Origin of the sequence: Kaistella polysaccharea, assembly GCF_020410745.1 — a bacterium.
Taxonomy (GTDB): domain Bacteria; phylum Bacteroidota; class Bacteroidia; order Flavobacteriales; family Weeksellaceae; genus Kaistella; species Kaistella polysaccharea.
The window spans coordinates 651,506-675,115 of the sequence record NZ_CP084528.1; the positions used below are offsets into that span (position 1 = coordinate 651,506).

Here is a 23,610-nt window from a genome sequence, read left to right on the forward strand (position 1 = left end):
CCTCACATTTTGTAAGGTTTAATATATTAAAATTTAATTATTTTTAAAGAAGATTTTCATCTACGATATTAGGAATGGTTACTTTTAATTGAGGTTCAATTTCCATTGCACGTTTAATGGCGAATATTGCGCCTTCGTTTCTGGCCCAGCTTCGGCGGGAAATTCCGTTATTTACATCCCAGAACAGCATTGATTTTAGTCGGCGCTCTGCATCTGCACTTCCATCGAGAAGCATTCCAAAACCGCCATTAATCACTTCTCCCCAACCGACGCCACCACCATTATGAATAGAAACCCAAGTTGCTCCGCGGAAACTGTCACCAATTACATTTTGAATTGCCATATCCGCCGTAAATCTGGAACCATCATAAATATTTGAGGTTTCTCTGTAGGGAGAATCTGTACCGGAAACATCATGGTGATCTCTTCCTAAAATAACAGGTCCAATACTTCCTTTTCTAATTGCAGTATTAAAAGCTTCGGCGATTTTCATCCGACCTTCAGCGTCTGCGTAAAGAATTCTTGCCTGTGAACCTACGACCAGGTTATTGTCCTGCGCGCCTTTGATCCAGGTAATATTATCCTGCATTTGCTGTTGAATTTCTTGTGGAGAATCTTTCATTATTTCCTCTAAAACCTCACATGCAATTTTATCCGTCTTTTCTAAATCTTCCGATTTTCCACTGGCACAAACCCAGCGAAAAGGCCCGAATCCGTAGTCGAAACACATGGGTCCCATAATATCCTGCACATAACTTGGATATTTAAATTCTCTTCCTAAAGTTGGATTAGCTGCCATCACATCAGCTCCAGCTCTACTCGCTTCCAGTAAAAAAGCATTTCCATAATCGAAGAAATAGGTTCCTTTTTCTGTATGTTTATTAATGGCTTTCGCATGTCTTCTCAAACTTTCCTGAACTTTCTCTTTGAATAATTCTGGATTTTCTGCCATCATCTGATTGGCTTCTTCGAAAGAAATTCCTACTGGATAATAACCGCCGGCCCAGGGATTATGAAGTGATGTCTGGTCAGAACCGATATCAATTTTTAAATTTTCTTCGTCAAATTTTTCCCAAACCTCCACAATATTGCCAAGATAAGCGAGCGACACCGTTTCTTTACTTTCCTGCGCTTTTTTAACTCTTTCAACCAACTCATCGAGATTCGCGTGAATTTCATCAATCCAATTTTGTTCATGTCGAATCTTCGTAATTTTCGGATTTACTTCCGCACAAATGGTTATACAACCAGCGATATTTCCAGCTTTAGGTTGTGCGCCGCTCATTCCACCTAATCCTGACGTAAGAAATATGCCGCCTTTTGGCTCTTTTTTAATTTTTCTAAAAGCATTTAAAACCGTGATGGTGGTACCGTGAACAATTCCTTGCGGACCGATGTACATAAAACTTCCCGCAGTCATCTGGCCATACTGCGAAACTCCCAAAGCATTGAATTTTTCCCAGTCATCGGGTTTTGAATAATTAGGAATCACCATTCCATTGGTCACAACCACTCTCGGTGCATCTTTATGACTTGGAAATAATCCCATAGGATGACCTGAATACATGCTCAAAGTCTGCTCATCTGTCATTTCAGACAAATATTTCATTGTCAATAGATATTGCGCCCAGTTTTGAAAAACAGCACCATTTCCACCGTACGTTATGAGTTCATGTGGATGTTGCGCCACGGCGTAATCCAAATTGTTTTGAATCATCAAAATGATGGCTTTTGCCTGTTCCGATTTTCCAGGATATTCGGAAATATTGCGCGCTTTAATGTCATAATCCGGACGAAAGCGAAACATATATATTCGACCAAAATCTTGTAATTCTTTTCTAAATTCTGGCAATAATTCTGCATGAAATTTCGGCTCGAAGTACCGTAGCGCATTTTTTAGCGCCAGTTTTATCTCTTCATCGGTCAGGATTTCTTTCCGTTTTGGCGCATGATTAATTTGGGGATCGTAGGTTTTTGGTTCAGGCAAAACAGATGGAATGCCTTGTTGTATATTTTCTTTAAAAGTCATGGTATTTATAAATTCGAAAATTAATTTTTTTTGCGTTTTTAAAGATATTCAAATTAAGAAATACAAAGCAAATACAGATTTCAATCAATAACACAAAAAAACCTTACTTTTAAAAGTAAGGTTGATTATCTAAGAAATTAAATCTTCGCTGGTTTCTTCGTGATTATCTTCGTTATCACTGAGACTGTAGAAATTATTTTCCTCATCCTCCGAGCCTATTTTTTCCATGGCATCATCGGCGGCCGCACCGGGAACATCCAAATCATCGCCCAATCTCTCGGGGCTTACCGTTTCGTTGAGTATGGGATTACCGTCGCCATCCAGAGAAAAGTGTTCTTCCTGATTGAAAATATCATTTTCAGGACTGTAATTCATTTCTTTTAAATTTTCGTTTTGTTCTTCGATATTGTTGGAGGGTTCCATATTATTATTTTTATTGGTTAATTTTAAGTTGCGCAAAAATGATTCCATACTTACCTAACATTTCATTATTACAGAAGTAGTAATTATTTTCAACTACAATTTTCTCATCCTCTGTAATTTATATATTTTAGACATCGTCTTCTAACGCTTGATTTTTATTATTTTCCCATGCATCTTTGTAGGCTTGCTGTTGATTTTTCCAGGCATCAGGCGGAACAGCATTTTTTGCATTTTTTCTATTCTTATTATCGACAATGCTTTTTAATTTTTGTTCCTCTTCTGACAAATCTTTGATATTAATGAATTCAGTCTCAGGGTTTTCAAGATTTTCGGAATTGTTTTCAGGATTTTTTATATTTTCCATTTCAGTTATTTTAAATTAATTTTTTATAGAAATTTAATGAAATTGAGAGCAATTATTACGCCTTCATGAAATCCTTGAAAGGATAATTTGTTTCAACAAACTTTACTTAATAAAACTGCAACTTCAGTGCGAAATTTATGACTTTTAGGTATCGGTATCTTTTAGCCGGTTTGAAAAGCATTTGATTCTCTCTAAAATTTACTATTTTATCTCAAATATTATGAGTATCACCCGAAAATTTCTTAAATTTTATTATTAAATTTGTCCACATTGATATTATGGAAAAAAGCGCTAAAAAAACACCATCCTCAGCGATGGATCAAAACAAAATTCTCTCTAAACCCCGTATATTTTTCGGTATTTTATTTATTCTTATTTCGGTGGTGGCAACATTTTCCTTTGTTTCCTACCTCATGAACTGGAAGGCTGATCAAAGCCAGGCCGGAACCATGTTAGATAAAACAGTTAAATCATCGAATATTTTTGGAAAAATCGGCGACTGGTTAGGGAATATTTTTATATTTGAAAGTATCGGTATCGCAGCTTTTTTGGTTGCTTTTCTCTTTTTTGTCTGTGGACTGATCATCCTTAAAAAAAATTATTTCAAACCTTGGAAAACCATTGGTCATTCCCTATTCTTTATTTGTTGGCTGCCCATTCTATTAGGTGCTATTACAAAAGGTGAAGGCGTTTTGAGTGGAGTTTATGGTTTTCAAATTATGGATTTTCTAAATTCCGTGATTGGAACCGCTGGATTGTGGTTGGTACTTTTAGTCAGTATTGGTTTATATTTTATTCTGGAATTTAATTTGAATCCTGCCAATATCAAATCGAAATTAACCGATCTTAATGATAATACAGTAGGACGCGTGAAAGGAATGCTGCCAAAATCAGCGGAGAATTTCGAAGCTGACGAAGAGTTGGACGACTTAAGCGATTTAGCTAATCCTTTAATTACTGTTTCTGAAAGTGCGGGAATAAAAAAAGAACCTCTAACTGATCCTTTAAATCCTGCTACTACGAATTCAGAATTTGAAACCATTAAAACACCAAATAAAACATCCTTTGATGGTCAGAGTGGATCGACTTCAGTAAATCTAAGTCCTTCAGTTAATCAATCTTCCACCGACAATAAAGCGCAGAATGACGACATTAACTTTAAAGTAGAAGTAGCTAAACCAGTAGAAATTCTGGATGAGTCTGATTTAAAATCCAAAGAATTAGTTGATAAACACGGTTATTACGATCACAAACTGGAGTTGGCTAAATTCCAGATGCCGACAATCGATTTACTACGGGATTATGGTAACGAAGAAATTTCTGTAAATCAGGAAGAATTAGAAGAAAACAAAAATAAAATTGTAGGACTTCTGAAGAATTTTAATGTCGGTATCGCAGAAATAAAAGCGACGATCGGACCAACTGTTACTTTATATGAAATTGTTCCAGAAGCTGGAATTCGTGTAGCTTCGATTAAAAAACTGCAAGATGATATCGCATTGAATTTATCCGCTCTTGGAATCCGTATTATTGCACCGATGCCGGGAAAAGGCACCATTGGTATTGAAGTTCCGCGCAAAAATCCATCGATGGTTTCCATGAGAAGTGTAATCGCTTCCCAGAAATTTCAGAATTCCGATATGGATTTACCCGTTGTTTTCGGTAAAACAATTTCTAATGAAATTTTCATGGCAGATCTTGCGAAAATGCCTCACTTATTAATGGCGGGTGCAACAGGTCAGGGAAAATCAGTTGGGATTAATGCAATTTTAACGTCTTTGCTTTACAAAAAACATCCGAGTGAATTAAAATTCGTGATGGTTGATCCGAAAAAGGTGGAACTTTCCCTTTATTCAAAAATAGAAAGACATTATTTAGCGAAACTTCCAGATGGTGAAGATGCCATTATTACAGATACACACAAGGTAATTAATACGCTGAACTCCCTCTGTATTGAAATGGATCAGCGCTATGATTTGTTGAAAAATGCATTTTGCAAGAACATCAAAGAATACAACAAGAAATTTTCTGAGCGTAAACTAAATCCGGAAAACGGTCACCGATATTTACCTTACATTGTTTTGGTAGTTGATGAATTCGCCGATTTGATTATGACTGCTGGTAAAGAAGTAGAATTACCAATTGCACGTTTAGCACAATTGGCTAGAGCGGTAGGAATACACCTTATTGTGGCAACACAAAGACCATCAGTGAATGTAATTACGGGGATGATTAAAGCCAATTTCCCAGCAAGGGCGGCTTTCCGAGTAATTTCTAGCGTCGATTCCAGAACGATTTTAGATTCACCAGGTGCAGATCAGCTTATAGGAAAAGGTGATATGCTTTACTTTAATGGAAATGAAATTATGCGTTTACAATGTGCTTTTGTTGATACACCTGAAGTTGAAAAAATCGCAGAATTCATCGGAGAACAAAAAGGATATGCAAGTGCTTTTATGCTTCCGGAATATTCCAGCGACGAGAATACGTCGACCGTTGCCGCTTTCGATCCGAACGAAAAAGATGTGTTGTTCGAAGACGCAGCAAGAATTCTCGTTTCTACGCAACAAGGTTCAACATCAATGTTGCAACGACAGTTGAAGTTGGGTTACAACAGAGCTGGCAGAATTATGGATCAGTTAGAATCGAGTGGCGTTGTTGGTGGATTTAATGGTGCAAAAGCACGTGAAGTCCTAATTTCAGACCTAAATTCTTTGGAACGCTTTTTGGAAGAATTGCGCAAATAGAATCAAATTTTAAACATAAGTTTAACTTCACTTTAAAATTTTAATCCAACCACAAAGAATAATAATGCAAACACTATTAAAAAAAATATCAGTAGGAATTTTAGTCATCGCAACAACCGCCAGTTTCTCTGCACAGAAAATTGACGCAAAAGCGAAAAGTATTCTAGACGCCGTAGCGAGTAATTATAAAAGTAAAAATAATGTTTACTTTAAATTTATTTACGGAACCGGAACTGGAAAAAATGTGACGAAAACAGAACCTGGAATTTTCTACTCTGCAAAAGATCAGTACAAATTAAAAATAATGGGTACTGAACAAATTTTTGATGGCAATAAAATTTATAATATTTCTGCAGAAGACCAGGAAATAACAGTCGCAAAGCCAACAGGAAACGAGCAAATGTTCTCTCCTCTTAATTATATCGAAGAATATAAAAAAGGATACCATGTAAAATATGTCGGTAAATTAAATGTAAATGGTGTAAATGCAGATTATATTAAACTAACTCCGACCACCGATAACGGAATTAAAGAAGTGAAACTTTTTGTGAATGGTCCGAAAAAACAGTTGGTGAAAATAGAACAGTATTCTAAGGATAACAATGTTTCTGTGATCGCAATTCAGGATTATAGAGAAAATCAAAAACTAAGCAATACCATGTTTACCTTCAATAAAGACAACTACAAAAATTATTTTGTTACGGAGCTTTAAAAGTAATAAACACCTCATATTAATAAAGTCACAAAGCCAAAAACTTTGTGACTTTTTTGGTAAATTTGAGCCATGATAAAAAAACTTGACGGTTACGTCATTAAAACTTTTTTCGGCCCCTTTTTATTTATATTCAGCGTGCTGTTTTTCATATTTGTAGTTAATATTATATGGATCAGATTGGCGCAGTTTACGGGAAAAGGTTTGAGTTACTGGGAAATCCTGAAACTCCTCTCCTACCTTTCTGCTATTGTTGTACAACTGGTTTTGCCACTTACCATTCTGCTTTCATCAATCATGACCTTTGGAGATTTCGGAGAGCGTTATGAGCTCGCCGCTATGAAAGCTGCAGGAATTTCGCTGACTCGAATTATGCTTCCCTTATTCTTTACTACCTTATTTTTTGCCCTGCTCCTATTTGTATTTTCCAATAATGTGGTGCCGGATTTTCAGCGAAAAGCTAAAAATATGCTTTATAACATTGCTGCAACAAAGCCTGCATTAAACTTTACGCCGGGTCAGTTTATCCAGCAAATTCCAGGTTACAGCGTAAAGTTTGACAAAATATCTGGCGAAAGTGGAGAAAATCTAACCGGTGTTTTTATTCATAAAATGGCAACTTCGTTTGAGGATCAACAATCTATTGTCGCTGAAACCGGGAAATTTGTACCGGCTGTAAATCCTAATTATTTGAAATTGGTTTTATTTAATGGTCATGTTTATGAAGACCAACTGACTGGCGCCGATTATAATCAGCGATTAAAGCAACCGGATCAGGCGATTAAATTTGACACTTTAGTGTCGCATTTCAATATTTCAGATATCATTAACAAAGCGATTGAGGCGGAAAAAATTACGGATGATTATTCTTTTCAAAATATTCTACAGCTTAATAAAACCATCAAGGAAACTAAAAAAAGCAACGAAAATATTCTGAATAATATGAATTACGAATTGGTCAGTCAAGCCAACAGTTACGTAACTTACATTGACAATACTAAACTAAAAAAGACCATCACGCCACCGCCAAAAGTTGATACGATAAAACAAAAGCGTAAAAATGAGATGCTGTATTCTGCCTATAATAAAATCGAAAATATTAAGCTTTCGACGCTTGGAAAAGATCCACAGATTAAAGATATGCATGCGTACTTCTCACGTGTGATTATGCATCAGCAAAGAATTGTTTCGTATTCTGTGACCTGTATTATTTTCTTTCTTATTGGTTCCAGTTTAGGGTCGATTATTCGAAAAGGAGGGCTGGGACTTCCGGTTGTGATTGCAATTGTTGTGTTTATCCTGTTTTATCTTTTAAATCTTTCCGCTGAAAATATTGCATGGTCTGGCGGAATGGATCCCTACTTAGCAGCATGGTTGCCTAATCTGGTGCTATTGCCTTTCGGGATTTGGCTGACCTATAAAGCGCTAACCGATTCGCAACTATTTGATATTGAAAAATATAAAGCACTCTTCAAACCGATTATAGCTAGATTCAGTAAAAATAAAGAACACACGCGGTATCGATAAGCTACCAAGTTTAAGTAAAAAGGATGGATTTTATTCATCCTTTTTTTGGAATATATTCGACCTCCAAATAAGATCTAGAAACCTTTACATCAAAAAAAAGTTTACGAAATAACTTCCGTAAACTTTATAAATACTTTTGAAAAAAGTGATTTTCTTATTTCAAATATTTTGTGATAGAGTCACTGGTTGGTTTTGTTGTACTGATGTAAGAATCAATTAAATGGCCGTTCTCGTCAATTAAAAACTTAGTGAAATTCCAAAGAATAGCAGTGTTTTTAACACCATTCATTTCTTTTTCGGTAAGAAATTTAAATATCGGTGCAATATCATCTCCTTTTACAGAAACTTTTGCTGCCATTGGAAAAGTTACTCCGAAATTTTTCTCGCAAAATGCTCCAATTTCCGCATTGCTACCAGGTTCTTGTCCTCCAAAATTATTTGCAGGAAAACCTACAACCACAACTTTATCTGCGTAATCCTTGGAGAGTTTTTCCAGATCTGCATATTGGGGCGTAAATCCACATTCAGAAGCCGTATTTACGATTAAAACTTTTTTTCCCTTATAATCGGCGAAATTAATTTCCTTGCCGTCTAAACTTTCAACTTTATAATCGTAAAGAGTTTTGAGCATCGTATCATTTGTCGTGTTCACTTGAGCTGTATTTTTATTTGAATTTTTGCAGCTTTGCAACATTGCTCCGCTTGCTAATAGTAGTATAAATAATTTTTTCATGTTTATTAAAATTTAAATGTATTCGCTGGGAATACTTTGTTTGTTTCTATTTTATTTAAAACCATTACATAATCACTGTCTTTTTTTGGCGAAGACGATTCGATCCGGAAAGGCATCATCAAATTTCCTACTTGCTGATAATCAGAATACGTAAGGGTATCATCTTTTTTTATTTCCTTGACGATCATGTACGTTTTAGCATCAAAGTAATAGAGCGTTTTATTTACGTTTTTAGTAAGTTCAACCTTCTGACAAAGTATGTCGCCAACTTTTTCTTTACCGATATAGGCCGCTTCAAATCCTTTATTCTCCCAGTCAATAAAATCGTTATCAAAACTTTCTGGGGAGTAATTTGGGTATTCCTGAACTTTATTGGTTGCGTAATTCATGGCATATCCTTTCTCACCATCATAACCTTCAATCGCTGATTCTTTTTTGTCAATAGTAATCGTCGTCTTCGTAAGATTTGGGCGTTGCTGATATATTTTAATCGGATATTCATCATTAATTCCCAAAGTCACTTTACCCTGCAACAAGACAGAATTTAAAAGTTTCCAATTGGTCAATCCACCGGAAACTTCAATATTTTTATCGATAATTTCTTTTGCAGTTTGTGCTGATATCACTGAATTTATAGCGAGGAGAAATACTAAAAAAATCTTTTTCATTGTAAATAACTGACAATCCATGTATTGTCTTTCTGTAATAAATTATTTGCTTTAATCTGAAGAATATATCCTTCTAAAAGCCGACCAAATATATACTTTTTAATCTAAAAACGAATTTATAATCCTAAAAGTCTGCGTGCTTCATCTAAATCCGCAGGAACATCTATTCCCACACCCACGAAATCGGTTTCAATCATTTTAATTTTCATGCCGTATTCTAAATAACGCAGGCATTCTATTTTCTCCGCAATTTCCAAAGGTTTCATTTTCAATTTCGAAAATTGCTGCAAAGCCTCTTTTCTGAAAACATAAACGCCAATATGCTTAAAATATTCTGTATTTTCAAATTTTTCCCGCGTGTACGGAATGACCGATCTGCTGAAATAAAGTGCAAAGCCATCACTATCAGTAATAACTTTCACATTATTGGCATTTTCTATCTCTTCTTTATTTCTTAATTTGATTTTAAGAGACGCCAGCGAAATTTCTTTTTTGTCATCAGTTTGAAATACTGAAATCAGCTTCTCGAGAGGTTCAGTTTTCAGGAAAGGTTCATCTCCCTGCACATTCACCACTATATCACAATCTATCGCTTTCACGGCTTCCGCAATTCTGTCGCTACCTGTTTCGTGTTCCCCAGTCATCACAACCTGACCCTTAATGGACTGAATTTCTTCAAATATAATTTCTGAATCGGTCGCCACGAATACTTCGTCAAAAAGCTTCGTGTCTACAACATTTTGATAGGTTGTTGCAATGACAGTTTTCTCGCCGAGCTTTTGCATTAGCTTCCCAGGAAAGCGCGTTGCCTGATATCGGGCAGGAATTACAGCGATGATCTTCATACTGATTGCATAAATATTAATATTCTAAAACAAACTGAATTCTACTCTATTTTAAGATAGTTTTTCTAAAGCTTGTTCCAATCGAGGCAACATATTTTTAATATCATCTTTAGATAAACCACCTGCCGAAGCTCGATACCACGGCATCATTCTGGAATTTCCAAAGGCTGAAAAAGGAACCAAGGCGATTCCGGCATTGTCAATGAGATAAAAAACCAAGTCAGAAGAATCTTCGATAACGCTGCCGTCAGGTTTAGTTTTCCCGACAAAATCGAGTTTTATAGTCAGGTAAAGAGCGCCCATAGGGACAATACTTTCTACTGCAAATCCTTTATTTTTAAGATTTTGAATTCCTTCATGAAGAACAGTAAGACTTTCCGCAATTTTTCCTTTAAAATTATCGACAAATTTATTTACTTCTTCAGGATGATTCAACAAAACAGAAACTGCTTCCTGTTCTGGTTTTGGTGCCCACGCGCCGACGTGCCCCAAGAAAGCTTTCATTTTATCAATGATAGTTGAAGGACCAAAACTCCACCCCACGCGGATTCCTGTAGCTGCAAAGCATTTTGAAGCACCGTCAATAAAGATCGTGTATTCTTTTAGTTCGGGATAAAGCGAAACGGGATTAAAATGTTCTTCGTCAAAGGTTAGCAGCGCATAAATTTGATCGTACATTATGTAAAGAGGTTTCTCTTCAGCACTTCGACTTTTGTTTTCTTTAATTACAATTTCGCAGATATCAGAAAGCTGCTTCTTAGTAAACATAGTTCCAGTTGGATTCAGTGGCGAACAAAGCGCTAATAAAACTGCGCCTTTCAAATGCGGTTCTAATTCTGCGGCTGTGGGAAGAAAATTATTTTCCTCGGATGTTTCAACTTCTATTTTTTGTGCCTCTGTAAGATATGAATAATGATTATTATTCCAGGATGGAACGGGATAAATTACTTTGTCATCGGGATCAACAATCGTTTTAAATGTAGCATAAATCAAAGGTCTAGAACCTCCAGAAACCAAGATTTCATTAGCAGAATAATCAAGGTTCCATCTATTTTTAAGGTCTTCTGACACCGCTTTCCGCAAAGAAAGTAAACCATTTGCAGGCGGATAATTCGTTAGATTATTTTGATAAGCTTTCTGAACTTCAGCTTTAAGTAAATCCGGAATGGGATAAATATTAGAATCTAGATCACCGATGGTAAGATTTGCGATGTCAGCACCTTGTGCTTTTAAATCGTTTACTTGATTTCCGATTTTTATAATTTCCGAGCCGACAAGATTTTCGGCGAGCTTTGATACTTTCATTTACTTAAATTTATATTGATAGATTGTCGTATTTAAAACTATAGAAGTTCAACTTTACTTTAATTATTTTTAAAGTTTAAGATCGTTTTTCACCTGATCTATTTTATCATTCAAAAGCGCAATTTTTTCTTTAAACTCTTCTTTAGAGCGAATTTCATCTTTTACAGAAACGTAAAATTTAATTTTAGGTTCCGTGCCGGATGGGCGCACACATACTTTGGTGCCGTCTTCGGTATAATAAATCAACACATTAGATTTTGGAATTTCATCCATCGTAGATTTTGTGTGGTCTACCATATTCAGTGAGGTTTGCTCCTGAAAATCTTTTACGATGGCTACTTTTGAACCTGCAATTTCTTTCGGCGGATTTTCCCGGAAATCTTTCATCATCTGCTGAATTTCTTCCGCGCCGGTTCTCCCTTTTCGAACTACATTGACCAATCCTTCATAATATAAACCGAGGTCTTTGTAAATTTCGATCATATATTCGAACATTGTACTGCCATTAGCTTTACACCAAGCGGCAATTTCACAAGCCAATAATATGGATCCACAAGAATCTTTATCGCGCACAAAATCTCCGGTCATAAAACCGAAACTTTCTTCGCCACCACAAATAAATTTTTCTTCGCCTTCAAAATCACGGATCATTTTTCCGATCCATTTAAATCCTGTCAAACCAACTTTACATTCAACACCAAATTTTTCCGCAATATCATAGAAAATATCTGAGGTTACAATGGTAGATCCAATGAATTCCTTACCTGTAATTTTTCCGGCTTTCTGCCATTGATCTAAAATATAGTACGTTAAAATCGTGTTGGTTTGATTTCCGTTGAGCAACTGCATTTCCCCCTCAATATTACGAACTGCAATTCCTAAACGGTCGCCATCAGGATCTGTTCCAATCACAATGTCTCCATTTGTAATGCGTGCTAAATCGAGCGCCATTTCCAAAGCTGCAGGTTCCTCGGGATTTGGAGAAGAAACGGTCGGGAAATTACCACTTGGAATCATTTGCTCACGAACGAGATCTACTTTTTTAAATCCTGCCTTTGCCAGAGCTTGAGGAACTGTGGTATAGGTTGTGCCGTGAATTGAAGTAAAAACAATGTTTAAATTATCACGTCCTACATTTTGGTAGAGAGAATTTTCGATACAAGCATCAATATAAACATCGTCTTGCTCCTCGCCAATCCACTCAATTAAATCATCATTTCCTTCAAATTTAATTTCGTCGAATTTTACGGAATAGACTTCTTTAATAATTGCTTCGTCATCTGGTGGAACGATCTGCGCTCCATCATCCCAATAAACTTTATAGCCATTGTATTCGGGGGGATTATGGGAAGCGGTCAAAACGATTCCAGCGTTGCAATTTTTATCTCGTACAGTAAAAGAAAGCTCGGGTGTTGGGCGGTGCTCCTTAAATAGTAAAACTTTAATTCCGTTTGCGGTTAAAACATCAGCACACATTTTACCAAATTCTTTCGAATTATGTCGAACGTCGTAAGCGATCGCAACTTTTATTTCCTGATTCGGAAATTGCTGATGCAGATAATTTGCTAAACCCTGTGTTGCCTGACCAAGCGTATATTTATTAAGCCTGTTGGTGCCAACTCCCATAATTCCACGCATGCCGCCTGTCCCAAATTCGAGCTCACGGTAGAATGAATCTTCCATTTCATCGGAACCAGTTGCAATCCACTGACGAATTGTTTTTTGCGTCTCTTCATCGAAAGTATCTGTTAACCAGAGATTTGCTTTTTCTAAAGTGGTCATATCTTTATTTTTTATTTCAATATTATCTATAATTCTAATATATAACTGAATTAAAATGTTTTAAAAATTTCAGTTAGTCCAACTTTCCGTGCTGAACGTTGGCAGTTTTTTCAATTTTTAAAGCCTGAATGGGATCATTATAATACGTAAGTTTTGCGGTATTATTTACATTTCCTTTTAAAGAATCGGAAACATTAACTTCCGTATAACTGCCATTTTTTAATGAAAGTTGAAGGTTATTTATCATCCAATACGGCGCAATAATACTTGCTGTATCAGAAACTTTCAAAACTGCGTCTTTTGTTTTACCTAAAAAATTTGCTCGGCTTTTTTGCGTCATTTCTACTTCTGCGCGTCGGGTATTAACTGAACCAATAAATTTAGCACTATTTTTTAAATTAAGCCGAAAATTATCGGTCTTAATCTCACTGGAAATATTCAATTCCACTGATTCCGAAAGTGCGACTTTTTCTAAACTGTATTTGGAATAAATGGTGACATTGTAAAAATCAACACCTTCGGTTTCGCGACTTTCCTCAATATTTAAAGATTTATTTTTTACTTTAATGTTTAGATTATTTCCTACATTTTTATAAGTTTCAACATTTACGTAACTGCTGTCACTTTTAATATAAAAAGCCCGGAATTTTCCGTCTAAATTTACATTTACAAAGTCCTCAACTTTGATATCTTTGCTCACGATATCGCCTTTGGGACTGACTTTTCCACATGACATTAAAATAAGGAATACCAGGAAATACAGAAAATTTTTCATTAATAATAAGTAAACTCAATTATAATTTTGATGGGTTTTTAGATGCTAAACCATTAAATAACTTCCTCCACATGATAATTTTCGTGCTGTCTGTTGGTGCGAATGATCATTTCTCCCAGAAATCCTGCGATAAATAGAAGTGTTCCTAAAATCATCATGGTGAGGGCGATAAAAAACCAGGCATTATTGGTCAACAGATGACCGTAAACTCCTTGTGAAACATCAATTAATTTAGAAAGTCCGAGCCAAACAGCAGAAAGAAATCCGACGATAAACATAACGGTTCCAACTGCGCCGAAAAAGTGCATCGGTCTGCCCCCAAATCGGCTTACAAACCACAGCGTTATCAAATCCAGAAATCCTCTTACGAAACGTTCAGTTCCGAATTTGGAAGTTCCGTAAGGTCTTGCCTGATGCTGAACAGGCTTTTCGGTGATTTTTCGGAAACCGGCGTTTGCTGCTAATACAGGAATATAGCGATGCATATCTCCATAAACATCAATTGATTTTACCACCTGCTTTTTATAAGCTTTTAACCCACAATTAAAATCATGAAGCGATACTCCAGAAATACTTCTTGCCGCGGCGTTAAATACTTTGGAGGGAATATTTTTCGTCATTACGTTATCAAAACGTTTCTTCTTCCAGCCCGAAACAATATCGTAACCTTCCGTTTTTACCATGTCGTATAATTCCGGAATTTCCTCGGGAAAATCCTGTAAATCGGCATCCATCGTTATCACCACATCGCCGATCGCTTTTTCAAATGCGGCATGAAGCGCCTGTGATTTTCCATAATTTCGGGAAAATTTAATCCCATGGATTTGAGGATGCTGAATTCGTAAGTTTTCAATAATACTCCAGGATAAATCCGTGCTGCCATCATCTACAAACCAAATTTCGTAGGAAAGATTATGCGAAGTACACACTTTGTCAATTCGCGAAAAAAGTTCTTCTAAAGATTCTTCTTCATTAAGAAGCGGAATGATGATGGATAAATTCATGGAGACGTAAAAATTATGGAAACAAAATTAAGGCATTATTTTTTTGCAGAGGTAATTAAAAAATAAATGAAATTAAAGCTCTGTTTTATTCCGGAAAAAACTGGCAAAAAACGTTGAAAGTATTACATAAAAAACCAAAACAGCCGCAAAATAGTAGGTGAACTGGCGAAAGTTAAACATGTCCTTATCTTTGATCATTTCAGGAGAAAAACTCTGTTTTCTCTGTTGATAATTAATTTCTAACTCTGCAATTTCTTCGGGTGATTTCATCACTTGTTTTGCCTTGTTATACTCAGCGTCTAATTCAGTTTTCTGTCTTTCGAGGTATTGAAAATTCAACAAATCTTTCACTGCTGGATCGGCAAAGTTCAAAAATAAGAACATGGTGATCATCGACAAAAATCCTCCCACAAACATGGGTTTAAAAGCGCGGCCAAAAACGTCACGAAAACCCATTCGAACTCCCGTTCTTTTTACTGAATTCACGGAGATATACGCTCCTGCTACATAGATTATCGGCATCAAGAAAGCATTCAAAAGAAGCGAATTATTAAAATAATCGGTGTTCATACCGAAAAAGTACATTCCGAAGAAGACCACCATTGTTGTTATAAACAGGTAAAAACCAATGGTATAGACGTTTTGTATCATATTGAAAGTAATAATTTTTATTTTTTTAAAGTGTAGAATTTTGAATTTTCAATTAAAGGCGTATCTTTGCAACGGCAAGTCCTAAACAACCAGCTCCTGAAACTCCTCCAGGGTGGGAACGCAGCAAAGGTAATTGGTCGTAGCGGTGTGATTTAGGTAGCTTGCCATTTTTTATTTCTTATTCTTCTCCATTTTTATTTCACTCAACGTTTTTACACCTTTCCAGTTCTCCCCCGTTTTGATGCGGTGAATCTGCATGTCTGAGACTTTAAAGTGATTTGCCAGTTCCCGAAGCGTTTTTCCCTGAATCAACTTTTCTTTGATATAAAGTACATTCTCTACAGAAAGCTTTTCATTTCCTGATTTCCTCCTTTGTTCCCCAAAAATATTTTCATTGTATTTTTTTGCTTTGTAGTAGGGATTATCTGCATATCTCGAAAAAGCTTCATCTTTCGTGGCCCACGCCAAATTACCAACGTGATTATTTTGTTTGTTAAAATCCCGGTGAATCACTACTTCTGCATGATCAGTTTTTTCCAAAAAAAGTTCTGCCACCGCTCTATGGACTAAAAAATGTACGGCAATTTTCCGTTGCTGATCAGTCTTCAAAATAAATTTTTTCCTTTTTGCTACAACTGCAAGTTTTTGCTCTTTTAAATCTTCTATTTCTGGGAGATGATCACCAGTTTCTGAACTTTCTTTTAGTAATGAAGTACGTCTTTCCTCAATAAAGGCAATGAGTTCATTATATGCTTCAATTTTTTCAGTAACTTTTTGTGGTCTTTCTTTATATAAGGTAATGCGAACAATTGGATAACCTTCTTGCAGAGAACCTTTAATAATTCCGCCATTTGGACGAACTTTGTTATACGTTTTCACCCGTCCGAAATTGGAAATTTCTACACGGTAAAAATTACTGTGTTCAATGTTGAGTGGAAATTCTTTCCAAATTTCGATCTGATTAAGCATTGCTTTTAAATTTCAAATTCTTCTCCTAGTTTTGGTAAGGTAAAATCAATATTTCTTTCTTTAAAAAGTTGGTACGCTGCTTCATGGTTGATTTTTATAGGTGGAAAAGTATCAAAATGACATCCAATGACGCGCGTCGTTTTTAATAATTCGCTTGCTGCAAAACTTGCTTTTCTTGCACACATGGTATAATGCGAACCCACCGGAAGAATCGCCAGATCAATATTTCCGAAAAGTTTGGGAAACATTTCCATATCAGCCATCACGCCTGTATCACCAGCCATATAAATATTCTTACCCGAAAAACGGAAAAAATAACCAGCAGGTTCGCCGCCATATGAGCCATCTGGGAAAGAACTAGTGTGACTTGCAGGCACCATAGAAATTTTTAAATCATCAATTTTCGCGGAACCTCCAAAATTAATGTCAATTGAATTTGGATGTTTAAAATGTCCACAAATCTCTGGCTGACCGATTACAGTTACTTCAGGATAATGTTGCAGTACTTCTTCCACATCAGCAATATGATCGCCATGCGCATGTGTAATCAATACAAAATCGATTTTTTGCGTGGTGATATCAAACTGAGATTCTTCCTTTTGATAATTATAAAAAGGATCGCTTAAAATTGTTTTCTCTTTATAAGTGAACAAAAAACAGTTTTGTCCGAGAAATTTTATTTTCATTTTTGAATCCATGTTGAAAAAATTTTAATAAAAATAATTAAGGCCGAAAGCCACTAAAATAGCCATAGTCAAGGTCAGAATCCCAACTTGTTTTAAAAATGGATCTAATTCTTTCGGTTCTTTAACCTGCATAATTTTTCGACGCAAACCCGTCATTGGAAGCATCAAAATAAAGAAGATGAAAGCATAATATTTTCCTTGCGTATGTAATCCATTCTTCATCATAAAAACTAAAACCAGAAGCAAAGGAAGTTGCAAAAGAATAATTTCATAAACCATCGCTTTTTTAAAACCTAACCTCAAAGCAAGTGTTTTTTTGCCGCTTGCTGCATCACTTTCAATATCGCGCATATTGTTCAGATTAAGTACTGCTGCACTTAACAAGCCCACAGCGGTTGCAGGTAACAGAATATCCCAGTGAAATTCTTTTGTAAACAGAAAATAACTTCCACACACCGAAACTAAACCGAAAAAAATAAATACCATTATATCGCCCAGACCTAAGTATCCATATGGTTTTTTACCAATTGTATATCCAATAGCGGCCAAAATACAGGCAACGCCCAATCCTACAAAAATGTAAAATTCATTCATCAGGTTTTCTTTGAAGAAAGCCAAATAAAGAAGTGCAATGGTGGCAATCAAGGATAAAACAGAAAATAAAATCACAGCATTTCGCATTTGCGTTGCGGTGATTCTTCCGGAAGCTACGGCTCTTTGCTCTGCTTCATTCACTCTCAAATGGTCTGTTCCTTTAATTCCGTCGCCATAATCGTTCGCGAAATTCGAAAGAATCTGATATAATAACGTGACAACTAAAGCCATCGCAAAAATTCTCCAGTCCCAAGTTCCGCCGTTTTCCAGAACTCTCCATCGTGCGATGAAAGAACCAATAATAATTCCACTCATCGAAAGCGGTAATGTTCGCAGGCGTGCTGCGCTAATCCAATCTTTCATTGTTTTATATCCAATTTTTTGCTGAAGATTCTACTTTATAAAGGCTGTAATTTGCCAAATTTCTCAGTTCTGAAATTTTTGCAGTTTTCATTTTAAGGCTTCCACCGGCTGTACTGAAAAAAATATTTCCAAGATCAGATTTCTTTTGCCAGAAATATTGAGATATCGTTACCGTCTGAATTTTTTCAATTTGAAGTGTTTTCTGCTCAATATCCCAAATCCCACTTTGCTTTCTAATAAAATCCTCGTTATAAGCCAAACGACTGTTGTTAAAAGAAAAATATATAATCGAAGCCGCAAAAATACTATAAAAAATAGAATAAAGTAGAATTGGAGCAGTTTCTGAAAAGAAGAAAAAACCCGCTACGACCGGAACAACAATAAAGGAAACCGTTCGAGAAATAATAAATCTAAAATTCGGCTTTAAAAAAGTATGAAAAACCGGAATTTCTCTGTACAAAAATTTTAGAATATTATTTTTCTCCTCCTCATTACAACCTAAAATATTAATCGAGTTATTCTTGGAGTTTTCTTCTCCAATTTGATTAAATTTTAAGCTCAAAACATTCCATTTTTTTTGAAAATAATTTTGAGTAACACTAATCTTCTGAACCTTGTGATTATTTATAAGTTGATTTTTAGTATTAAACAAACCGTATTCAACAGATAAATAATAAGCAAATTTCGATATAATTAAATTGTAATACACTACAAAAGTGCGGACTACATTAATTAAAATTCCAAAAATTGCCACGAATAAAAAGGCTGCTATAAACGTAAAAACAGAAAGAGTTTCAATGCTGGTGTATCCAACTTCATTCTTTAAATAGGTCTCTAAATCAAGATTAAAATTTTTAGAGACTTGCTGAGAAAAATAGATCAGTAAACTGATGAGGGCGAAAAAACTTTTAACATAATTGGCAGTTACCGCATATTTTAATAAGGATAAATTTGAAATCTTTATTTGTGGAATTTCTTCTATATCTGCAGTCAAGTTTTCTTCAACAGCAACTTTTTTGTCAAGCAAGTAGCTTCTTATATATTGAGCATTTTCATTCGAAATAGCCTCAATCATAATGTCCTTTTTATCTGTGCCCGGAGAATCAATTTCAAGCTGATAAATATTCAGCATGCGATGGAGGAACGGCTGATTGATGTTGACTTCCTGAATCTTACTTTTTTCTAAAAGAATGGTCTTTTTATTAAAAACTCCTTTTTTAATAATGAATTCATCGCCTTCAAAATTAAATTCGTAAGTGAAGTATTGGTACTTTATATGTGCATTAACGACCACGAACACCAAAGAAATTATCGCCAAAAAAGTAAGAATTTCTATGGTATATTCCTTTTGTTTATATAGAATGTATAAAACAACAAACCAAAAACTCTTGAGCAATTTTCCGTAGGAAATTAGAGCTAGAATGATTATCCCCTTTTTGGATTGCCTTTGTGGCGCAGCAAAATCAGGATTCATATGATATATTTTGCGGCGTCTCTAACCTCTCCGGTTTATCACTTCCCGACTTCATTTTAAGCAAAATATGTTGATTGATCTTCTCTGAAAGTTTTTTATCTAATCCGTGAATCTTAACATCACCATTCTCTTGTCCGGCCGTAAATAGGGCAATAGTTTTTATATATAAAACCCTACTTAACCATCCTTCTTCTAAATTTACATGTTGAATTCTGTTGTACGGAATGATGATAGTAGTGCTTTTTATTAGACCGTGCTGATAAATTATATCGTGCGTTCGTAAAGCAAATTTTCTTTTAAAAAACCCGAAATAACCGATCACGTAATTGATGATTAAAAATAAAACCGATACTAGAAGTACGTATTTGAAGTAAACTCCAAAAAAATTAGGTTTAAAAATATTAAAGAGTAGCAAAGCAGCAAGAAAAATAATTGAAAAAACAAACCAATTAAAAACCACAACCCAGCCGTATTTTCGCGAAATAGGCTGTAATTTCACCGCTTCAAACTTGGGTAAATCTGCGAAATTAATTTCTGCGTTTTGGAATTCCACTAGATTTATTTAAGAAATCCAGTTATTGTCTCCGAAGTCGGGTTTTCTTTTTTCGAGGAAAGCATTTCTACCTTCTTTAGCTTCTTCTGTCATGTAAGCCAACCGAGTAGCTTCACCCGCAAAAACCTGCTGACCTACCATTCCATCATCCGTTAAATTCATAGCAAATTTTAGCATACGAATCGACATAGGTGATTTTCCTAAAATTTCTTCCGCCCACTCATATGCAGTATCTTCAAGCTCAGCATGTGGAATTACGGCGTTTACCATTCCCATATCCGCCGCTTCTTGAGCAGAATAATTACGTCCTAAGAAGAATATTTCCCGTGCTTTTTTCTGTCCAACCATTTTTGCCAAATAAGCCGATCCGTAACCGCCATCAAAGCTTGTAACATCGGCGTCAGTTTGCTTAAAAATAGCGTGCTCTTTGCTGGCTAAAGTTAAATCACAAACCACATGCAAAGAATGTCCGCCACCAACAGCCCAACCGTTGACAACCGCAATAACCACTTTCGGCATAAAACGAATCAACCGCTGAACTTCCAGAATATTCAACCGATGCCTTCCATCTTCTCCCACGTAACCTTGTTCGCCACGAGCCCGTTGGTCGCCGCCGCTGCAAAAAGCATGGCCGCCATCTTTTGGACTGGGACCTTCACCAGTCAGTAAAACCACTCCCACTGAAGAATCTTCGGAAACATGGTAAAAAGCATCGTATAGTTCCGAGGTCGTTTTGGGACGAAAAGCATTGCGCACTTCCGGCCGGTTAAATGCAATTCTTGCGACACCACCCTTTTTTTGGTAGGTAATATCTTGGTATTCTTTGACGGTTTTCCAGTCTGCCATTTTCTGTAAAATTTTGTGCAAAGATAGGCAATTATAAGAGGGTTGACCAAATGAAAAAGCGTCTTAGTTGGGCAAAATTACGCCGTATTTAGAAGCGTCAAGATTGTATTTTTTCCGAAAACCCTACCCGCTTTCCGTTGCAATTTTTCTAATCCCAACGCGGCATCCAGCAGCTTATTAGAAAAGATTTTCACTGCAATCGGGGCTAGAAGAAAAAACCCATTGTTAAATCTGGAAGGCTTCTTCCGAGATATTACGATTCTTTTGAAGCACTATTTCTGCCGCTTCGAAATCATGGGAATTGACGGGCTAATCGTAGTTTTGAGTACCTGGAACACTGCGCCATTTTTGACAAATTCGTTTTTAATAAAACTCGAAATCTCACGCGAAGCAAGTTTGGCTTTAGCAATTTCGATCTCGAACAAGTAAGACGACTGGAAAATGAGTACTAACTCTGACCTGTATTTTTTTGGCCAGTTGTTAAATATTAAGGTGCATCATTTTGGAATTCATCTTCTGCGATCTCATCATTCTCTTGAAGTACGAGTTCTGCAGCTTCAAAATCTCTGTCACTCACCATTAAATAGTAGTTTTGAGAGATGGGAAATACTGCAATATTATTCACAAATTCATTTTTTATATAACTGGGAATTTCGCGGGAAGCGAGTTTCGTTTTGGCTAATTCAATTTCGTATAAATAGGAAGACTGAAATATGGCGACTAATTCTGACATAACTTCTTTTCGGAAAGTTACTTATTTTTTGCCATATCGAGTATTATTCTGGAATTTTTGAAAGAAAAATCGCCTGAACTTTTAGCCCCGGTTGGAGCAATTGTTTGAGCTCTTTTTTCTTTTTGGAAGGAAAGCGGCAGGCAAAAGAAAAAAAGCGAGTGCGGAAAACGGGTTTGGACCTCGAACTTCTACACTCGCTTCTTGCTCCTGAAAATATTTACAGGATATTATCTTTCAATTTTTTTTCTGTTGATGAACCAATAGACGGGAACTCCGAGCAAAATGAGAATGAAACCGGGCCATGTATATTGGGGTTTGAAAATGACCAAGAGTACGCAAAATGCGGTGCCGATAAGAAGATAAATAATCGGAGTAATTGGATAAAGCCAGGTTTTATAAGGTCTTTCGAGGTTTGGTTGTTTTATTCTCATCCAGATGACGCCAAAAACAGTTACCATATAAAAAAGAACGATGATAAAGGAAATCATGTCCAGCAAATCACCATACTGACCGGAAAGCGCCAATAAACACGCCCACGCTCCCTGCATCCAGAGTGATTTACCCGGAACATTGTTTTCGTTATTTTCTGCGGCTGACTTGAAGAATAAACCGTCTTTCGCCATGGTTTGAAATACACGTGAGCCTGCGAGAACCAAACCATTAATACATCCGAACGTTGAGATCATTACTAAAATCGCCATGATGATAGTTCCTGTATTTCCAAAAATAACTTCGGAGGCAGCTACTGCAGGACGATTGTTGTCGGCAAATGCAATTCCGTTTCGGTCTAAGGCATGAAGGTAAACGAAATTCACAAATAGGTATAAAATCATAACGACTGTTGTCCCCAGCACCATTGCTTTCACTACATTTTTCTTAGGATTATCGATTTCGCCCGACATGAAAGTTACATTTTCCCACGCTACAGAACTAAAAACAGAGCCTACCATCGCGGCGGCAATTCCACCCAACAAGGTCAAACTACCGATGGATTTCCAGGTGGTAGGTTCTAAGGTAGTGCCAGTATCTGTCCCAAAATTCTGAAAAGCGTTCCATCCAAAACTCATATTTTCTGCCCAATGGGAATTTTTCACCAAGATGACACCGAAAATGATAATGCCTAAAAGGGCAATTATCTTCGACGACGTGAAAACATCTTGAAGAATCTTTCCATTTTTCAAGCCTCGGGAATTGATATAAGTAAGTAAAAGAATAATTCCTATTGCTAAAATTTGAATCCAGGTAATTTTAAAGCCGCCATTTTGAAACAAGGGTTCAGCGTTAAGTGCTGGCACCAGATAGGCGGTAAATTTACCAAAAGCCATAGCGACGGCCGCAATTGTTCCGGTTTGAATCACCGTAAATAAACCCCAACCGTAAAGAAATCCCGGCATTTTGCCAAAAATTTCAGTAATGTAGGTGTATTGACCGCCAGCTTTCGGAAACATTGAGGAAAGTTCGCCATAGGAAATCGCAGCTGCAACGGTCATAATTCCCGTAATAATCCAGACGGCAATTAGCCAATAGCCGGAGCCTAAATTCCGCATCATATCGGAACTGACAATGAAAATTCCGCTTCCAATCATAGAGCCCATTACGAGCATTGTCGAATCCCAAAGTGTAAGTTTTTTAGTCATAAAATGAACTATGTTATATTAATTACGATAAAATTTTATTTTTCAGTGCATTTTATTTTTAAAGTAAACCTCTCCCAATTATTAATTATAATTATTTAGCATAATAGTATACGGGAATTTCCTTTTTAGCTTTGAAAGCCGTAAATATATAAATTTTCTTTACCTAAAATCACATTTTAGTTACAATTAT

22 protein-coding genes and 1 other RNA gene are annotated in these 23,610 nt (G+C 36.1%); 4 read left to right on the top strand and 19 right to left on the bottom strand.

Annotated elements, in window-relative coordinates; all coding sequences use genetic code 11:
- Nucleotides 1-43 precede the first annotated feature (43 nt).
- From hutU to LC814_RS02865, 3 genes are all read right to left on the bottom strand, one after another.
- Nucleotides 44-2,029, bottom strand: coding sequence for a urocanate hydratase (gene hutU / locus LC814_RS02855; RefSeq protein ID WP_226064848.1), 1,986 nt, complete (start codon nt 2,027-2,029; stop codon nt 44-46).
- 129 nt (nt 2,030-2,158) lie between these two features.
- Complete coding sequence (locus tag LC814_RS02860; protein ID WP_226064849.1) at nt 2,159-2,452, bottom strand: hypothetical protein; 294 nt, start codon at nt 2,450-2,452, stop codon at nt 2,159-2,161.
- 127 nt (nt 2,453-2,579) lie between these two features.
- The gene (locus LC814_RS02865; RefSeq protein WP_226064850.1) at nt 2,580-2,816 is read right to left on the bottom strand and encodes a hypothetical protein; all 237 of its coding nucleotides are present in this window, start codon (nt 2,814-2,816) and stop codon (nt 2,580-2,582) included.
- A 278-nt stretch (nt 2,817-3,094) separates the two neighbouring features.
- Here LC814_RS02865 and LC814_RS02870 point away from each other — a divergent pair, with 278 nt between their 5' ends.
- The 3 genes from LC814_RS02870 (at nt 3,095) to LC814_RS02880 (ending at nt 7,802) form a co-directional block, all read left to right on the top strand.
- Nucleotides 3,095-5,563: an FtsK/SpoIIIE family DNA translocase gene (locus tag LC814_RS02870; RefSeq protein ID WP_226064851.1), complete on the top strand. Its 2,469-nt coding sequence runs from the start codon at nt 3,095-3,097 to the stop codon at nt 5,561-5,563.
- A 64-nt stretch (nt 5,564-5,627) separates the two neighbouring features.
- Nucleotides 5,628-6,275: an outer membrane lipoprotein periplasmic chaperone LolA1 gene (gene lolA1, locus LC814_RS02875; RefSeq protein ID WP_226064852.1), complete on the top strand. Its 648-nt coding sequence runs from the start codon at nt 5,628-5,630 to the stop codon at nt 6,273-6,275.
- Between the two features lie 72 nt (nt 6,276-6,347).
- Nucleotides 6,348-7,802, top strand: a complete 1,455-nt coding sequence (locus LC814_RS02880) for an LptF/LptG family permease (RefSeq protein ID WP_226064853.1) — start codon at nt 6,348-6,350, stop codon at nt 7,800-7,802.
- 154 nt (nt 7,803-7,956) lie between these two features.
- Here LC814_RS02880 and LC814_RS02885 read toward each other — a convergent pair whose 3' ends face one another.
- The 8 genes from LC814_RS02885 to LC814_RS02920 all read right to left on the bottom strand — a co-directional run bounded on the left by LC814_RS02885 (nt 7,957) and on the right by LC814_RS02920 (nt 15,565).
- A complete protein-coding gene (locus tag LC814_RS02885) occupies nt 7,957-8,535 on the bottom strand; it encodes a glutathione peroxidase (RefSeq protein WP_226064854.1) in 579 nt (192 codons plus the stop codon).
- A 5-nt stretch (nt 8,536-8,540) separates the two neighbouring features.
- Entirely contained in the window at nt 8,541-9,203 is a 663-nt protein-coding gene (locus LC814_RS02890; protein ID WP_226064855.1) for a LolA-like protein, read from the bottom strand.
- Nucleotides 9,204-9,319: 116 nt separating this feature from the next.
- Entirely contained in the window at nt 9,320-10,048 is a 729-nt protein-coding gene (gene kdsB / locus LC814_RS02895; RefSeq protein ID WP_226064856.1) for a 3-deoxy-manno-octulosonate cytidylyltransferase, read from the bottom strand.
- A 51-nt stretch (nt 10,049-10,099) separates the two neighbouring features.
- Nucleotides 10,100-11,353, bottom strand: a complete 1,254-nt coding sequence (locus LC814_RS02900; RefSeq protein ID WP_226064857.1) for a pyridoxal phosphate-dependent aminotransferase — start codon at nt 11,351-11,353, stop codon at nt 10,100-10,102.
- Nucleotides 11,354-11,422: 69 nt separating this feature from the next.
- On the bottom strand, nt 11,423-13,135 hold the full coding sequence (locus LC814_RS02905; protein ID WP_226064858.1) for a phospho-sugar mutase: 1,713 nt from the start codon (nt 13,133-13,135) through the stop codon (nt 11,423-11,425).
- 73 nt (nt 13,136-13,208) lie between these two features.
- Entirely contained in the window at nt 13,209-13,910 is a 702-nt protein-coding gene (locus tag LC814_RS02910) for a GIN domain-containing protein (RefSeq protein ID WP_226064859.1), read from the bottom strand.
- Nucleotides 13,911-13,963: 53 nt separating this feature from the next.
- Entirely contained in the window at nt 13,964-14,914 is a 951-nt protein-coding gene (locus LC814_RS02915) for a glycosyltransferase family 2 protein (protein WP_226064860.1), read from the bottom strand.
- Nucleotides 14,915-14,986: 72 nt separating this feature from the next.
- On the bottom strand, nt 14,987-15,565 hold the full coding sequence (locus LC814_RS02920; RefSeq protein WP_226064861.1) for a DUF4199 family protein: 579 nt from the start codon (nt 15,563-15,565) through the stop codon (nt 14,987-14,989).
- Between the two features lie 72 nt (nt 15,566-15,637).
- On the opposite strand from LC814_RS02920, the gene ffs reads away from it, so the two are divergent.
- Nucleotides 15,638-15,735: signal recognition particle sRNA small type (ffs, locus tag LC814_RS02925), an RNA gene on the top strand.
- A 1-nt stretch (nt 15,736) separates the two neighbouring features.
- Here ffs and LC814_RS02930 read toward each other — a convergent pair.
- The 8 genes from LC814_RS02930 to LC814_RS02965 form a co-directional block, all read right to left on the bottom strand.
- Nucleotides 15,737-16,534, bottom strand: coding sequence for an NUMOD4 domain-containing protein (locus LC814_RS02930; RefSeq protein ID WP_226064862.1), 798 nt, complete (start codon nt 16,532-16,534; stop codon nt 15,737-15,739).
- Between the two features lie 5 nt (nt 16,535-16,539).
- The gene (locus LC814_RS02935; protein ID WP_226064863.1) at nt 16,540-17,220 is read right to left on the bottom strand and encodes a metal-dependent hydrolase; all 681 of its coding nucleotides are present in this window, start codon (nt 17,218-17,220) and stop codon (nt 16,540-16,542) included.
- A 24-nt stretch (nt 17,221-17,244) separates the two neighbouring features.
- A complete protein-coding gene (menA, locus tag LC814_RS02940) occupies nt 17,245-18,177 on the bottom strand; it encodes a 1,4-dihydroxy-2-naphthoate octaprenyltransferase (protein WP_226064864.1) in 933 nt (310 codons plus the stop codon).
- 4 nt (nt 18,178-18,181) lie between these two features.
- Entirely contained in the window at nt 18,182-19,651 is a 1,470-nt protein-coding gene (locus tag LC814_RS02945) for a PH domain-containing protein (protein WP_226064865.1), read from the bottom strand.
- The gene (locus LC814_RS02950) at nt 19,641-20,204 is read right to left on the bottom strand and encodes a PH domain-containing protein (protein WP_226064866.1); all 564 of its coding nucleotides are present in this window, start codon (nt 20,202-20,204) and stop codon (nt 19,641-19,643) included. The genes LC814_RS02945 and LC814_RS02950 overlap by 11 nt, the downstream gene beginning before the upstream one ends.
- 9 nt (nt 20,205-20,213) lie before the next feature.
- Nucleotides 20,214-21,050: a 1,4-dihydroxy-2-naphthoyl-CoA synthase gene (locus tag LC814_RS02955; protein ID WP_226064867.1), complete on the bottom strand. Its 837-nt coding sequence runs from the start codon at nt 21,048-21,050 to the stop codon at nt 20,214-20,216.
- 487 nt (nt 21,051-21,537) lie between these two features.
- Complete coding sequence (locus LC814_RS02960) at nt 21,538-21,783, bottom strand: putative signal transducing protein (RefSeq protein WP_226064868.1); 246 nt, start codon at nt 21,781-21,783, stop codon at nt 21,538-21,540.
- A gap of 227 nt (nt 21,784-22,010) precedes the next feature.
- The gene (locus LC814_RS02965; protein WP_226064869.1) at nt 22,011-23,420 is read right to left on the bottom strand and encodes an APC family permease; all 1,410 of its coding nucleotides are present in this window, start codon (nt 23,418-23,420) and stop codon (nt 22,011-22,013) included.
- Nucleotides 23,421-23,610: the final 190 nt, after the last annotated feature.